Origin of the sequence: Ralstonia sp. GX3-BWBA (genome assembly GCF_003290055.1) — a bacterium.
Taxonomy (GTDB): domain Bacteria; phylum Pseudomonadota; class Gammaproteobacteria; order Burkholderiales; family Burkholderiaceae; genus Ralstonia; species Ralstonia holmesii.
In genome coordinates, this window is record NZ_QMKS01000009.1 from 963,500 (window position 1) to 976,958 (window position 13,459).

At 65.3% G+C, this 13,459-nt stretch carries 15 protein-coding genes; 8 read left to right on the forward strand and 7 right to left on the reverse strand.

All coding sequences use genetic code 11. The features are described 5' to 3' along the window. Positions 1–70: 70 nt before the first annotated feature. The 4 genes from DOD19_RS12135 to DOD19_RS12150 are packed head-to-tail and all read left to right on the forward strand — an operon-like array spanning position 71 to position 3,874. The gene (locus DOD19_RS12135; RefSeq protein ID WP_239497994.1) at positions 71–835 is read left to right on the forward strand and encodes a paraquat-inducible protein A; all 765 of its coding nucleotides are present in this window, start codon (positions 71–73) and stop codon (positions 833–835) included. Further along, positions 832–1,569 (forward strand): paraquat-inducible protein A, encoded by a 738-nt coding sequence (locus tag DOD19_RS12140; protein WP_112185726.1) that lies wholly within the window; start codon positions 832–834, stop codon positions 1,567–1,569. The genes DOD19_RS12135 and DOD19_RS12140 overlap by 4 nt, the downstream gene beginning before the upstream one ends. Then, complete coding sequence (locus DOD19_RS12145; RefSeq protein ID WP_112185728.1) at positions 1,566–3,209, forward strand: intermembrane transport protein PqiB; 1,644 nt, start codon at positions 1,566–1,568, stop codon at positions 3,207–3,209. Before DOD19_RS12140 ends, DOD19_RS12145 begins: the two co-directional genes overlap by 4 nt. Further along, on the forward strand, positions 3,206–3,874 hold the full coding sequence (locus DOD19_RS12150) for an ABC-type transport auxiliary lipoprotein family protein (RefSeq protein WP_112185729.1): 669 nt from the start codon (positions 3,206–3,208) through the stop codon (positions 3,872–3,874). The genes DOD19_RS12145 and DOD19_RS12150 overlap by 4 nt, the downstream gene beginning before the upstream one ends. A gap of 9 nt (positions 3,875–3,883) precedes the next feature. Here DOD19_RS12150 and DOD19_RS12155 read toward each other — a convergent pair whose 3' ends face one another. Further along, on the reverse strand, positions 3,884–5,347 hold the full coding sequence (locus tag DOD19_RS12155) for a PLP-dependent aminotransferase family protein (protein ID WP_112186037.1): 1,464 nt from the start codon (positions 5,345–5,347) through the stop codon (positions 3,884–3,886). Positions 5,348–5,549: 202 nt separating this feature from the next. Here DOD19_RS12155 and DOD19_RS12160 point away from each other — a divergent pair, with 202 nt between their 5' ends. Beyond that, positions 5,550–5,891 carry a hypothetical protein gene (locus DOD19_RS12160; RefSeq protein ID WP_112185731.1) on the forward strand — a complete coding sequence of 114 codons (342 nt, stop codon included), beginning with the start codon at positions 5,550–5,552 and terminating at the stop codon, positions 5,889–5,891. A gap of 18 nt (positions 5,892–5,909) precedes the next feature. Here the strand turns inward: DOD19_RS12160 and DOD19_RS12165 are convergent, their stop codons facing one another. Together DOD19_RS12165 and DOD19_RS12170 are read right to left on the reverse strand one after the other, a co-directional pair. After that, positions 5,910–6,098: a hypothetical protein gene (locus DOD19_RS12165; RefSeq protein ID WP_112185733.1), complete on the reverse strand. Its 189-nt coding sequence runs from the start codon at positions 6,096–6,098 to the stop codon at positions 5,910–5,912. Next, the gene (locus DOD19_RS12170; protein WP_112185735.1) at positions 6,095–6,400 is read right to left on the reverse strand and encodes a hypothetical protein; all 306 of its coding nucleotides are present in this window, start codon (positions 6,398–6,400) and stop codon (positions 6,095–6,097) included. The genes DOD19_RS12165 and DOD19_RS12170 overlap by 4 nt, the downstream gene beginning before the upstream one ends. Before the next feature lie 174 nt (positions 6,401–6,574). Between DOD19_RS12170 and DOD19_RS12175 the strand changes: the two genes are divergently transcribed. Next, a complete protein-coding gene (locus DOD19_RS12175; RefSeq protein ID WP_112185737.1) occupies positions 6,575–7,162 on the forward strand; it encodes a hypothetical protein in 588 nt (195 codons plus the stop codon). 135 nt (positions 7,163–7,297) lie between these two features. Continuing rightward, positions 7,298–7,930 (forward strand): hypothetical protein, encoded by a 633-nt coding sequence (locus tag DOD19_RS12180; RefSeq protein WP_024976513.1) that lies wholly within the window; start codon positions 7,298–7,300, stop codon positions 7,928–7,930. A 50-nt stretch (positions 7,931–7,980) separates the two neighbouring features. Here DOD19_RS12180 and DOD19_RS12185 read toward each other — a convergent pair whose 3' ends face one another. The 3 genes from DOD19_RS12185 to DOD19_RS12195 all read right to left on the reverse strand — a co-directional run bounded on the left by DOD19_RS12185 (position 7,981) and on the right by DOD19_RS12195 (position 11,780). Further along, positions 7,981–10,185 carry a TonB-dependent receptor gene (locus DOD19_RS12185; protein ID WP_112185739.1) on the reverse strand — a complete coding sequence of 735 codons (2,205 nt, stop codon included), beginning with the start codon at positions 10,183–10,185 and terminating at the stop codon, positions 7,981–7,983. A gap of 86 nt (positions 10,186–10,271) precedes the next feature. Beyond that, a complete protein-coding gene (locus DOD19_RS12190) occupies positions 10,272–10,688 on the reverse strand; it encodes a hypothetical protein (RefSeq protein WP_112185741.1) in 417 nt (138 codons plus the stop codon). Between the two features lie 105 nt (positions 10,689–10,793). Continuing rightward, the gene (locus tag DOD19_RS12195; protein ID WP_024976516.1) at positions 10,794–11,780 is read right to left on the reverse strand and encodes a DUF6685 family protein; all 987 of its coding nucleotides are present in this window, start codon (positions 11,778–11,780) and stop codon (positions 10,794–10,796) included. 229 nt (positions 11,781–12,009) lie between these two features. Between DOD19_RS12195 and DOD19_RS27710 the strand changes: the two genes are divergently transcribed. Then, positions 12,010–12,171, forward strand: a complete 162-nt coding sequence (locus DOD19_RS27710) for a hypothetical protein (RefSeq protein ID WP_200869036.1) — start codon at positions 12,010–12,012, stop codon at positions 12,169–12,171. Positions 12,172–12,188: 17 nt separating this feature from the next. Here DOD19_RS27710 and DOD19_RS12200 read toward each other — a convergent pair whose 3' ends face one another. Then, positions 12,189–13,403 carry an HD-GYP domain-containing protein gene (locus DOD19_RS12200; RefSeq protein WP_024976517.1) on the reverse strand — a complete coding sequence of 405 codons (1,215 nt, stop codon included), beginning with the start codon at positions 13,401–13,403 and terminating at the stop codon, positions 12,189–12,191. Positions 13,404–13,459: the final 56 nt, after the last annotated feature.

Genomic DNA, 13,459 nt, shown 5'->3' on the forward strand with positions numbered 1-13,459 from the left:
GTCGGTGTGCCGCTGCATGCTTCTGCAACGCTGGCGGCCCACCTTCAGCCCGACGATGGAGCTGTAAACCGTGAAATTCCCCTTCCCGCTGCCGCCGTCCTGGCGCGCAGCGGGCGACACCCCCGACGCCAAGGCCGCCCCTGTAGCCCGGCCCTTGCCTGGCGATCCAGATGCCTGGATCGCATGCGAGCACTGCGACACCCTGCATCGCCACGAAGTCATTGCGTTGGATGAAGAAGCGCATTGCACGCGCTGCGGCGTCAAGCTGTACCGCAACCAGAGCGAGCGGCTCTCGGTACTGCTGCCGCTGGTGTTGACGGGCCTCATCGTCTACATCGTGGCCAATATCTTTCCGATTGCCGAGATGAACGGTGGCGGCAACCGGCACGCCACCACGCTGTGGGGCGCCATCGTGGCGCTGTACGACTACGACATGCTCTTCGCTGCCGTACTGGTGGCACTCACCACGGTTTTCTTCCCGCTGATGTACATGTCAGTGCTGGCGCCGCTGCTCATTGCGCGATTGCGTGGGCGGCAGCATCCGGCCGCGGCGCTGGTGCTGCGCACGGCGGCGCTGATCCGCCCGTGGGCGATGGTCGAGATCTTCATGCTGGGCGTAGTGGTAGCGCTCATCAAAGTGGCGCGCATGGTTTCGCTGGAAGCCGATGCGGGCTTGTGGGCGTTTGCTGCGCTCACCGTGTTCCTGACGGTGGCGTTGTCGATCGACCTGCGACCGTTCTGGCGCGAGATCGGGTTGACGCTGCCGCCAGGCTCGCATGTCGACACGCCCACCGGCATGGACGCCGCCGCCCGCCCCGGCGAGGATCACCCATGAACAGCGTCACTACCCCTGCACCGGCTCAACCGGCTCAAGAGAGTCGCCCGCTGCGGGCCGCCGCACACGGCTTGGTGACATGCGAGCGCTGCGGCCTGCTGGCACGCATGCCCCAAGCTTCGGCCGCCACGCAGGCGGTGCTCACAGACGAAGACGCACCTGACGAGACCACCGCGGCGCCGGTCTGCCCGCGTTGCATGTCGCCCCTACACGTGCGCAAGCCAGACAGCCTGGCGCGCTGCTGGGCGCTGCTGATTGCGGCCGCCGCCATGTACCTGCCCGCCAACCTGCTGCCCGTGATGATTACCGACACCCTGCTCGGCACGCAGCAGGACACCATCATGAGCGGGATCGTCTACCTCTGGACGTCGGGCTCGTGGCACCTGGCCATCATCGTGTTCATCGCAAGCTTTCTGGTGCCGCTGGCCAAGCTCGGCATCCTGGCGGTGCTGTGCCTCTCGGTGCAGCAACGCTGGCGCTGGAACCCGCGACTGCGCACGCGCCTGTATGCGCTGGTCGAAATCATCGGCCGGTGGTCGATGCTCGATGTGTTTGTGGTGACACTGCTGGCAGGGCTCGTACATCTGTCGACGCTGGCCATCATCAAGCCCGGCCCTGGTGTCGGCCCGTTTGCCGCCGTGGTGGTACTGACCATGTTCGCCGCCCGCTGTTTTGATCCCCGCCTGATCTGGGACGTCATCGACGAGCCCGATCCTGAAGAGACCGATGTATGACCGACCCCGTCGATAACGAAAACATCCCCGCGCCGCGCCGCACGAAGCGCAAGCGCTGGCTGCCCTCGCTGATCTGGCTGGTGCCGATCGTGGCACTGTTGGTGGGCGCCACGCTCATGGCGCGCGTGATCCTGGCGCGCGGCGCGCAAGTGACCGTCACATTCAGTTCGGCCGAGGGCATCGAAGCGGGCAAGACACGCGCGAAGTTCAAGAGCGTCGATATCGGTGTGGTCAAGGCGGTGGGCCTCACCGACGACCGGTCTGGCGCCGTGGTGCTGATCGAACTCACACATGACGGCAAGGCGTTCGCCGCGTCGGATACGCGCTTCTGGGTGGTGCGCCCGCGCGTGGCGGCCGGCAGCATCTCGGGGCTCGGCACGCTGCTCTCAGGAGCGTACATCGGCGTGGATGGAGGCCGCTCGCAGGAGAAGAAATCCACCTTCAAAGGCCTCGACACACCGCCGGCCATCTCCGCTGATGCGCCCGGCAAACAGTTCACGCTGCGCGCGCCCGACCTGGGCTCGCTCGATATCGGCGCGCCGGTGTATTTCCGCCGCGTGCGCGTGGGCCAGGTCACCGCCTATGACATCGACACCGACGGCAAGGGCGTGACGTTGCACATCTTCGTCAACGCGCCGTTCGACAAGTTTGTGGCACACGGCACGCGGTTCTGGAATGCCAGCGGCATCGACCTCAAGCTCGACGCCAACGGGTTGAAGGTCGATACGCAATCGCTGCTGACCGTGGCGCTGGGCGGCATCGCGTTCCAGACACCCGAAGAAGCCGATCACCAGCCGGCCGCCTCTGACGCCGAGTTCCAGCTCGTGCGCAACGAGACCATGGCACTGAAAGACCCCGAACACCTGTCGCAGACCGTGGTGATGTACTTCCACCGCTCGCTGCGCGGGCTCAACGTGGGTGCGCCGGTGGAATTCAAGGGTATCAACGTGGGCGAGATCAAGTCGATCGGCATCCACTACAGCAAGAAGCGCCACGAGTTCGTGCTGCCCGTGACGGCCACGCTTTACCCCACGCGCTTCGGCATGGACATCCGCGACGACAACCCGCAGCACGCCGCCGAAGACGTCCGCACGCAGTTCGACGTGCTGGTGAAGAACGGCATGCGCGCACAGTTGAAGAGCGCGAGCCTGCTGACGGGCCAGCAGTTCGTGAACCTCGACTTCATTGACGCAGCCGACCGCGACAAGACCCCGCCGCGCTTCGGCATGCGCGATCGTGACGGCGCATATGTGTTCCCGACTGCCGATAACCCGACTGACGACATCGAAGCGCAGATTGCCGGCATCGCCAAGAAACTCAACAAGGTGCCGTTCGAGCAGATCGGACAGGATGTTCACCGCACGCTGACGACGCTCGACGCCACGCTCAAGCAGACCGAGCAACTGGCCAAGACCGTCAACAGCGACCTCGCCCCGCAGATGAAGGAAACGCTGGCCGAGGCGCGCCGCACGCTCGATTCTGCGCGCCAGGTCTTCTCCGACGATGCCCCGCTGCAACGCAACGCGCGCGACACGCTGGAACAAGTGGCCAAGGCCGCCGCGTCTGTGCGCGTGCTGACCGACTATCTGGACCGCCACCCGGAAGCGCTGATCCGCGGCAAGGCAAAGGACGCGCAATGATGCCGATGCAAACGACGATGCTGTCTTCTTCTCTTCGCTTGGCCGGCGCTGCTGCCGTGGCGTTGCTGATTGGCGCGTGCGCTTCGCCCGAGCCGACGTTGCATACGCTGTCGGTGCGCCCCGAAACAACAGATACCGGCCGTTTCCAGCGCGCCTTCCGCCTCTCGGGCGTGCGGGTGCCCGATCGGCTGGACAAGCCACAGATCGTGCTGCGTACGTCCGATAGCGAAGTGGTGGCGCTTGAGCAGCAACGCTGGGCCGCGCCGTTTGGTTCGGAACTGCGCGATGCGCTGTCTGCGAATCTGGCGACAACGCTGTCTGCGGTGGACGTCGGGAGTGCGGCCGCGCCGGCGGGCGTGCCGCTCTACCGCATCGGCGCCGAAATGCGCAGCTATGACGCGCGGCCCGGACAGGGCGTGACGGCACTGGTGACGTGGCGCGTATCGCGCGATGCGGCCACCCCGGGCACAAGCCCCGCCGCCCTCACCTGCCAGACGACGCTTGCGCTGCCGGTAAATGGGCAACCTGCAGGTGCGGATGCGAATGCGGGCGTAGATGCGGTGGTGTCATCCACGCAACGCCTCGTGCAGCAGTGGTCGCAACAGATTGCGCAGAGCGTGCAGGGTCTGGAATCGTCTTCCGCTGCGCCGGCGTGGTGCCGGTAGGTTGATCGGTCAGCGCTCGGCCAGTTCCTGCGTGAGCCGGCCGAGTGTGGCGAGCGCAGCTTCGAGGTTGGCCGAAGGCGGCAGGCCGAAGCAGATGCGGAAATAATGATCGAAGCGGTTCAGGTTCGAGAACATCGTCCCCGGCGCAATGCGGATGCCCTGCGCCAGCGCCGCATCAAACAGTGCCACCGACGACACGTTGGCAGGCAACTCCACCCACATCGCCAACCCGCCTGACGGCACCGACAACCGCGTGCCGGCGGGAAAGCATCCCGCAATCGACTCGGCCATGCGCTCGCGCTGTTCACGCAAGGTCTGGCGCAGCGTGCGCAGGTGACGGTCGTACGCACCCGAAGCGATAAAGCGCCCCGCCAGCACCTGCGACCACGAATCGTTTGGCCGCGACTGCGCAAACTTCAGCATCTGCACGCGCCCCTGCCAGCGGCCGGCAGCCATCCAGCCCAGGCGCAGGCCGGGCGCCAGCACCTTGCTCAAGGACGCGCAATAGATGACGTTGCCCGTGCGGTCCCACGCCTTGAGCGCCTTGAGTGGCGTGGGGCTATCTCCCAGCGCACTGTAGGTATCGTCTTCAATGAGCGCGATGCGGTTGGCATCGCAAAAGGCGGCCATCCGGCGCTTGGCCGCGTCCGGCATGATGCTGCCGAGCGGGTTCTGCAGGTTGGGCACCACCACCACGGCGCGGATGTTGCCGTAGGCCTGCACCGCCATCTCCAGCGCTTCGAGCGACATGCCGGTGCGTGGGCTGGTAGGAATTTCCACCGCGCGCATGCCCAGGCTTTCCAACACCTGCAGCAGCCCGTAGTAAGTCGGTGATTCCACGGCCACGGTATCGCCCGGCTGCGCCACCGCGCGCAATGCCAGGTTCACCGCTTCGATACAGCCGTGGGTGACGATCACGTCGTCCGGCGCGATCTGCACGCCCATGTCGAGCGCACGGCGCGCCACGGCAGTCTGCAATTCGGGATGGCCGTTCGGGATGACAGCCTGCGTCAGCAGCAACGGATACCGCCGCAGCACCTGCGACGCAATCCGGTTGAGCGCCGCCGCCGGGTACAACGCGGCCGCCCCGCTCGCCCCTGACAGATCGACATGCACGCTGGCCTGCTGCCCGCGCGCCACGATGGCGGACACGCGCGCATGCACGCCCACGTAAGCGGCCGGGTCGGGCGTCGAGACTTCAGGCTCCTTGACCGGTGCCAGCATAGCCCGGCGCGGCTGGCGCACGAAGTAGCCCGAGCGCTCACGCGCTTCGAGCCAGCCTTCCGTCTCCAGATGCCGGCACACCTGCAGCGCGGTCGACAGACTCACAGCGTGCGTGCGCATCAGCATGCGCACCGACGGCATGCGCTCGCCCGGCGCCAGCACTCCGCTGCGGATCGCACCGAGGTAGTGATCGGCAAGCGTCCGGTACAGCGGCTGCGCGGGCGGAGAAGTCAACTCGGTGACGGACATGGCGGCGAGGGCGGCAAGCGGCAAGGAGAGGGGCCAGCACAGCATGCCGGCAAGCCTGTCACCGCAACAGATACAGACGACGTCAAACTGTACCGCAACAGATTGTCACAAGGTTCGGCTGTTGCCCCGCACCTTGTCGGTTTCTGTGTCTGTCGGCGGTGGTGCCGCATGCCTACGCTGGAGCCATGTTCAGGAGATCGACATGACTGCAACGACACCCGCATCCGAACCCGAAAGGCTGACGCTTTGCCCCGGACATGCCGGCCTGCGCTGGCTCCCCGCTGGAACCACGCTCGTGGCATTGGAAGGCAGCTTGTGCCTGGAACCGCCATCGCGTTGGATTACGGCAGCGCAATACACGCTTGGCGCCGGACACGCGCATGTTGTGGAAACCTCCGGGTGGTGGCACCTGCATGCAGACGGGCGCAGCGGCGCGCACGTGCACATCGTGGCTGCTGTCACTGGCACACGACGCCCGGCGTGGCCAGCGATATGGCGTTGGTTGGCACACGTCATTCAGCCGCGCCAGACTTCGCGCGGCTGAAGTGAAGAGGTGTCCCTGTCAGCGCCCCTCGCTAGGCGCGCGGGGACGCTTCCCGTCGTCCGAATGGATCGACGCGTTCTCGAAGTCGCCAGGGTCTTCCTCGCCCACGCCGCTTTCACCTGGGATGGCCGGCGCGACGGGCTTGGCGGTGTCACCCGAAGGCGCCTTGGCTTTGTCTTCGCCACGAGGCTTCTTGGTGGCGTTCATGGCTGCTTCCGACTGTTCTGGTGCTGCCCCAGACGCTGCTGGTTCTGCGGCAATTGCCCTTCCTGTGCGGCGGCACGGCCATCCTCGGCGGGCACCGTCATCGGGCGTTTCGCCGAGTGGTCCGTGCCGTGCTGCATGGAAGTGCGCTCGGCGCGGTCGGCTTCAGCGCGGTCCTTGGCGGCACCCCGTCCTTGCTGGGCTTGATCGCTGCGCTCACCCTTCTTGCTTTCGCGCTTTCGTTCCCCCGCGTTTTCCGCCGCGTGGGCAGCCGGCTTGTGCGGTTGCTGTGCGTGTTGCTTCATCGTCAGCCTCCTGGTTCGGTTTACGGACGACTCGCCCGTACCCAACTGCGTCGCAACCAGCGTGCCGCCGCAACAGTGCGCTGAAATACGCGTGCGGCGCGCCGCGCCCAGGTATCCGCCTTGCTGCACGTGCAGTGTCGCGCGTTGGCGCACAAGCACGCATGGAGAAACCACATGGCAACCAGCAACCTGTATCGCACCGGCGAAGCCCCTGCACAGACCGGCAAGGGCGACGGAACCGACGCACTCGGCCCCTCCGACAGTTCGGACTCGGGCAGCGACGTGGTGGGCGGCCCGGGCTTGGGCAGCGACGTTGAAGATCGCTTTGACGACGATCCCGCCGTGCACCCGCGCGGCAACGCAGCCAACCGCACCGCGGGCGCAGACCTGGGAGATGTCAACCTCGACAGCGACACAGATTCCACCGGCACCGGCGAGCGTCGCGCGGCAGGGCACGAACCCGTCATACGCGAAGGCGGCGACCTGATGCCCGACGCCATACACGACATAAACCATCCCGAAGTCGACACACCCATCGACGACGAGAACTTTGAACACGCCACGGGCCTCGCCGGTGAAAACGACGACGCCGATGCTCCGGATGCGGTCGACCTGGATGAAGCGCGGATCGATCCGAAACCCGGCAGCCGCGATGTTCCGGTGCACTCACCCACCGGGGGCGGCACGGATTGGTCCGACAACATGCGCCGCAGCCGCCCGACGTACAAGGGCAAGCGCGTGCCGGGCCAGCATCGCGGCTAAGCCGCAGCGGATGAACGCGGACCGCGCCTGCAAGCCAGCGCGGTCCGGTCTAGACTGGCGGACCGCCCCCGCAGCCCATGCGAGTTGCGCTGGCCCGCCCCGCTCACCTTGAGCGAACTTCACGCCCCCTACCCAATGACCCGACTACGTTTCTCAGCTCGTACCGCCGCGGTTGTCACCGTCGTGACAGCACTCTTCCCGCTGGCAGCATCCGCGCAAAGCACCGCTGCGCCAACGCGCGTGCGCGCCACCATCAATGCCGTCCACAGCACCGCTGTCGACGTAACCGACGCCTCCGGCAACAAGGCGACTGTGACGCTGCCGGTGGACCTCAGCGTCACCCAGGTCGCGCCGATCGAACCGTCGGCCATTCGCGCCGGCAGCTATATCGGCACGGCAGCGGTCAAGGAGCCGGACGGCACGTTGCGTGCACTCGAAGTCCACGTGTTTCCGGAGGCGATGCGTGGCACCGGGGACGGCCATCGCCCCTACGACATGGGCCCGAACAGCAGCATGACCAACGGCACGGTCGAGCAGGCAGGCGCCGTCACCGGGGCTCAGGGCCGCACGCTGTCGGTCAAATACAAGGACGGGGAGCAGCGCATCGTGGTGCCGCCGCAAGTACCGATCGTCACCTTCGAGCCGGGTCGGCGCGATGACCTGAAAGCCGGCGCGCACGTTGTCATGTTCGTGCGCGCCGATGCGCAAGGCACGCTGGTAGCGCAGCGCGTGCTGGTCGGCAAGGACGGGATGGTCCCACCGATGTGACGGCGATGTGATGGGAGAGCGGGCCAGCCTCATACGCTGGCCCGATTTGCTTAGAACGGCTTGCTGACCGACAAGAGGAACGTACGGCGCGGTGCAAACTGCGGCGCCCCCACGCCAATGCCCGTACCGTCGCGCAGTTGATAGCTGCGGTCGAAGATATTCAGCACGGTCAGGCGCGTCTTGAACTTGCCCAGCGCCGGGAGGTTGAAGTCCCGTGCAGCGCCGACGTTCATCTGCCAGTAGGCTGGCAGGTGCTCGGTGTTGGCGAAGCCGTTGCGCAAACCTGTACCGAACAGCACATCGCTCGTATACGTCGTACCGGAATACCGATACGACACACCGGCCGACGCGGTCAGGCGCTGGTCGTGATCGAGGTTGACCCAATGGTTGTTGATGTAGGCCAGCTCGTCGGCACCAAAGTTGAACTGGCCGGTCTCGATGCCCTTGCCCTGCGCGCGTGACACGGCCAGATTCAGGTACGCCCCGAAGTTACCGTTGCGATAGTTCGCGCTGCCTTCCAGCCCGTAGATCCGGCCACGCTCGTAGTTGAACGCCGAATACAGCAGCGCATTGCCGAACTGCCCTTCATCCTGCAGATGGCGCACGTCGCGGTAGTACGCATCCAGCCCCAGCGTCAGATGCGGCGTGAGCTGGTGCGAAACCCCCAGGTCAAAGTAGTTCGAACGCTCCGACTTGACGGCCGTGTTGGCGTCCGAAGGCAGCGCATTGGTCGTGCCGGCAAAGGCTTGCACCGAGGTGGTATCGAACTTCTCCGTGGGCGGCGGCGTGAAGTAGCGCGCGTAGCCGGCATGCACGCGCGTGCGCGGCGTCAGGTCATATGTCAGGCCCAGGCGCGGGCTCAGCTGCTGCTCGCTGACGATGGTGTTGACGCGGTCGTAGCGCGCGCCGTAGTTGACGGTGAGCTTGTCGGTGGGCTTCCACTCGTCCTGCAGGTAGACGCCCATGGTCGTGCCGCTGCCGCTGTGGTTGTCGACGATGGTGAACGGCGTGGTGCTGGTCTGGGCGCCGGAGCTATCGGCGGCAAACACGCTGGCGGTGTTGTCGGCCACGTAGCGCTCGCGCTGCACGAATACGCCGGCACGCAGCGTGTGCTTGTCGGTGAGCTTGTAGCTTGCGTCGCCCTGCACACCGTAAGCCTCGTTGCGGCGCGTGATGTCGGCAGCCACACCGTTGTAGACCAGATCGCCAATCGGATCGGGCATGTAGTCGATCCGGCTTGCACGGCGGAACACAGACACCTGGTAGTCCAGCTTGGGCGACACCTTCTGCTGATACGTCAGGATCTGGAAGTCGGTCTTCTCGCGTTGATTGGCGTTGAGCGCTTCAGAAGCGGGCGGCACTGCACCGTCGAGCGTGAATTGCGGCGTCAGGCCGGGGCGCGTCGGAATCTGGAAACGGCCGTTCGACGTGCCGAACATGAAGCTCACGCGGCTATCGTTATCAAGCAGGTACGACAGCATGCCGAACGACTTGTTCTGCGTGGTGTGATCGTGCGTGGCGTTGCGGTTGCCCGTGGGATTTTCGATGCCGAGGTTGTTCTCGGCAAACACGCCCGAGAGGTAATAGCTGAAGCGGTCTTTCGTGCCCTGGATCTGCGCGTTGACCTCGTGCGTGGCATTGCTGCCCAGCACGGTGCCGATCTCGCCGCCAAATGCCTTGGGCTCGCCGTCCTCGTCGGTGGATGCGCCCTTGGTGGTGATGTCGACGATGCCGGCAGTGCGGTAGCCGTACTGCGCCGGCAGCGCGCCGGTCAGCACATTGATCTGGTTGGCGAAGCGCGTATCGAGCATCTGCCCGAAACCGCTGATCGGCTCGGGGACGATCACGCCATTGATGCGGTACTGCAGGTTCGAGTGGTCCCCGCGCACGTGCAATTGCCCATACGAATCCTGCACCACGCCCGGCGCCTGCAGCAGCACCTGGTTGAGCGGCGTGGCATCGCCCAGCGGCAGGCGGGCGATGTCATCGGTGTCGAACTTGTAAACAGAGCTGCCGGTGTCCGGCGACAGCGCATTGCGTGCAGCGTCCAACCGCTTGGCCGTGACGCGGGTTTCGCTGAGGTCGCGCACGTTGGCGGCAGCCGGCTTGGGCTGTGCTGCGGGCGCTGTCGTGGCAGGCGTGGCGGGTGTGGAGGCCGGCGTCGCGGCTTCCTGAGCCAGTGCGGAAACAGAGGCGATGGATGGCAAGACGGCGGCAAGCGCCATCACCAGCTTGCGGGGCTGGAATGGAATCATGAAAGACCTTTGAATCGAGCGGATGCGTTAAGCAGCGGCCCGCGCATGCGTCAACGCAACGCGCGAGCCGATGGGCAAGGCAGGAATCAAAGGCGGAATGGAGGATCGCGCGAGCAGACGGCCACCGGAAAAACCGGCGCGCCCGCATGAAAGCCAATGCGCGGAAAATGCCAGCGCCGCGTATGCGCCAGGCGCAGCGCCACCAGCATCGGCAAGGCAGCCGCCAGCGCAGCATAGGCAGCGCACTGCAAGCATGCGGCGTGCTCCTGCGCGGGCTGGCTGCGCTGGGCGCCGGCCGGCTTGGCCGTGGCGGCGGCGTTGAACTCGACCGCAGTCCCTTCGCTCAGTTCGCTCCAATGCGAGAGCGCATGCCGCAGCGCGCCCTGCTGACCAAACAGCAGGAACACGGTCAGCAGGCAAGCCAGCCAACGCAGATGGAGGAGGGAGGAACGGAAGGAACGCAAGGTCGGGCGCAGGTGCCGGCGCACGATGTCACTCGACACTGCGCGCCTCAATGCAACTAAGTTGCGAATTCTGACACCAGCCGCCTGATTCAGCAATCCGTCAGGTGGAGGGGCAGAACAGCCCGCGAGCTTAGCGCCCTTGTATTACAAGCGCGTGTGCGCAAAGCCCGGCATGAGACCCGTCGGCACGCCCAGGCTCGGCACGGGCACGCGCTTCCAGTTCGGGCGCGTTTTGCGGCCGGCCTCGGCGCGTTGCGCGGGGGCACCCACCTCGGTGGCATCGTGCAGGCTGGCCAGCCAGGCGCCGTAGTCGAACCAGCCGTCGCGCACGAGCTGTTCGCCCACGCAGTTGGCAAAGCGATCCGACTTGGGCAGGAAGCACAGCTCAAAGCCTTCGGCCTCGCGGCGGCCATGCATCCAGCGATGCGGCACCTGGTGGCTGGCCAGCGCTTCCGACAAACGCGTGCCGTAGCGCTGCTGCCCTTGCCGTCGCGCGCCGATCACGTAGAAACCGTCAAGCAGACGACGCAACCCCAGCGCAGAACGCGCGTGACGCACCTCGGCATCGACCAGCAGCTCACGGTTCTGCGTGCGAGCCTGCAACGCCAGCGCAGCGAAATGGTGCGCGCCCCACTCGTTCATGTAGAACAGCTCGCCGCCGGCAAAGTCGTAGGCGCGGAACACGTTGGACTGATCTGCGTAGCGGAATACGTGGCGCCGGTTGGCGGCAAAGTCGGCGTCCGTGCTGTGCGGAATGCGGCGGCAATGCTGATGCGCAAACACCAGCATGCTCGGAAACGAATGCACCGAGCACGGCGACTGCGCCAGCCCCGTCACCGCGCGGATGTCGATCTTGCAGTGCTCCCGTCGCACGCCCACGAGCTGGCCCAGATGGTGGTGCAGCTCGTCCACCCATTCGGCATGCGCCAGATGCTTGGGAAACAGTTGGTGCGCGGGCTCGGCAAGGCCGCCCTCGAACAGGAACGGCACGCTCTTGTGCCAGATATCGAGTTTCCAGTGCGACAACGCATCGCTGGGCGTGCGATGGTGTGCCACCGATTGCGCGACATTGAAAGCGCGCGACTGGACAACCCAGTTCGACGCTGCATGCAGCAGATTGGAAACGTTCATGTCACCCCCCGGAAGACTGAATCGTTCGTTTGCGGGTTGCCGACATCGCTCTGAATGTGTGGCGATTGTTCAGCAATGTAAAAACCAACGACTCAAACGTACCCCACTTTAGAGGGGTGCGCCATGAAGTTTGTTGAAGTCCGTGTTAAGAAAAATACACATAAAACGTGGGGACTTGCCAGGCGCGCGACATGCTGGAAGAGGGGCATCCGCAAATCAGGAGACCGCGATGCCCACCCAGCCAAGCCGTTCAGAAACCGATACGACACAGCCCGCAAGTCCGAAAGCCCAGCCCGAGCCTGCCAAGCGCAAACCCGGCGACCCGCTGGTGCCACGCGATACCCGCCCGAATCCAGCCGAGCAGAACGAGCCGCCCGTGGAAAACGTGTGAACCTGGGCGCCCGCGGCTCAGACCAGGCACATATCGGAGACTTCTTCGTCCGATAAACCCCAGGTGGTGGCATCTTCCACGGTGACGATGGAATCGTCGGACTTGCCCAAGCTGATGCGCTCGGGGCGCACGCGCGTCTTGGTGTTGCCCGAATAGAAAACGACCACGTCGGGCTTGAGCGCAGACGCCTCGTTCTGGTGGACCACCACGCCCAACCGGTTGGTGCGCAGCTTCACCAGCGTGCCTACCGGGTAGATGCCCACGCTGCGCGTGAAAGCCTGGAACACGGTGCGATCGAACTGCGTGTCGGTGCGCGCCATCATGTATTTCAGCGCCTGCGCGGGAGACCACGCATGGTGGTACGGGCTGCTTGACGTAAGCGTGTCGTACACGTCGCAGATGGCGCCCATCTTGGCCCACAGGCTAATAGCCTCGGCCTTCTGGGCGTCAGGATAGCCGCTGCCGTCAATGCGCTCGTGATGGTGCAGGCAGATCTCGCGCGCGATCTCGCTGAACTGGCCGGTACCCTGCAGCAGGTGGTGGCCACCCACGGCGTGGGTCTGCAGCAGCGCCAGTTCGTCCTTGGTGAGGGCGGTGCTCTTGTCGAGCAGCGTGCGCGGCATGGCCGATTTGCCGATGTCGTGCACCAGCCCGCCCAGCCCGCATTCTCGAATCTCGTCTTCAGGCAACCCCAGCGTCTTCGCCAGCGCCACCATCAACGCGCAAACGGCAAACGAATGCAGATAGGTGTAGTCGTCCTTGTTCTTCAGCCGCGCCAGCGCAATCAGCGCATAGGAGTTGCGTGCCAGCGAGTTCGACACGTCGTCCACCAGCAGCAGTGCCTTTTCGGTTTCCAGAGCACGGCCCATGCGGGCTTCGGAAAACATGTGGCCAAGCGTCGCCTTGCCGTTTTGCATCAGCTGCTGGGCGTGCTTCCACTCTTCCTTGAGCGACGTTGGCGTGAGCGGCGGACGCGCCGCCAAGGTCTCGCGCGTGAGCGGCTCGGGCGCAGGCGCCGGCGCAGGTACGGGCATCAGCGTTTGCGACATGACGTCTTCGCCGCGCTCGGGGTCGATCCAGATCTCGGTGATACCCGCCTTGCGGATGTCGTCAATCTGGCCCTGGTGCGACAACTGGAATTGCGCACGCCAGAACGGATGCTTGAGCCAGGACCCGCCCAGCTTCATCACAAACATGCCGATACGCAATTGGCTCGCATCGATTCGCTTCATACCCTGCCTACCTCGGCTCGAAGCCCGGTTTTTTGATTGAATTAGGGGAGCGGCGT

Excerpts from the sequence above, each read along its gene's own strand:
- DOD19_RS12140 (WP_112185726.1), top strand. The coding sequence starts at position 832 with ATGAACAGCGTCACTACCCCTGCACCGGCTCAACCGGCTCAAGAGAGT.
- DOD19_RS12145 (WP_112185728.1), top strand. The coding sequence starts at position 1,566 with ATGACCGACCCCGTCGATAACGAAAACATCCCCGCGCCGCGCCGCACG.
- DOD19_RS12150 (WP_112185729.1), top strand. The coding sequence starts at position 3,206 with ATGATGCCGATGCAAACGACGATGCTGTCTTCTTCTCTTCGCTTGGCC.
- DOD19_RS12155 (WP_112186037.1), bottom strand. The coding sequence starts at position 5,347 with ATGTCCGTCACCGAGTTGACTTCTCCGCCCGCGCAGCCGCTGTACCGG.
- DOD19_RS12160 (WP_112185731.1), top strand. The coding sequence starts at position 5,550 with ATGACTGCAACGACACCCGCATCCGAACCCGAAAGGCTGACGCTTTGC.
- DOD19_RS12165 (WP_112185733.1), bottom strand. The coding sequence starts at position 6,098 with ATGAACGCCACCAAGAAGCCTCGTGGCGAAGACAAAGCCAAGGCGCCT.
- DOD19_RS12170 (WP_112185735.1), bottom strand. The coding sequence starts at position 6,400 with ATGAAGCAACACGCACAGCAACCGCACAAGCCGGCTGCCCACGCGGCG.
- DOD19_RS12175 (WP_112185737.1), top strand. The coding sequence starts at position 6,575 with ATGGCAACCAGCAACCTGTATCGCACCGGCGAAGCCCCTGCACAGACC.
- DOD19_RS12180 (WP_024976513.1), top strand. The coding sequence starts at position 7,298 with ATGACCCGACTACGTTTCTCAGCTCGTACCGCCGCGGTTGTCACCGTC.
- DOD19_RS12185 (WP_112185739.1), bottom strand. The coding sequence starts at position 10,185 with ATGATTCCATTCCAGCCCCGCAAGCTGGTGATGGCGCTTGCCGCCGTC.
- DOD19_RS12195 (WP_024976516.1), bottom strand. The coding sequence starts at position 11,780 with ATGAACGTTTCCAATCTGCTGCATGCAGCGTCGAACTGGGTTGTCCAG.
- DOD19_RS27710 (WP_200869036.1), top strand. The coding sequence starts at position 12,010 with ATGCCCACCCAGCCAAGCCGTTCAGAAACCGATACGACACAGCCCGCA.
- DOD19_RS12200 (WP_024976517.1), bottom strand. The coding sequence starts at position 13,403 with ATGAAGCGAATCGATGCGAGCCAATTGCGTATCGGCATGTTTGTGATG.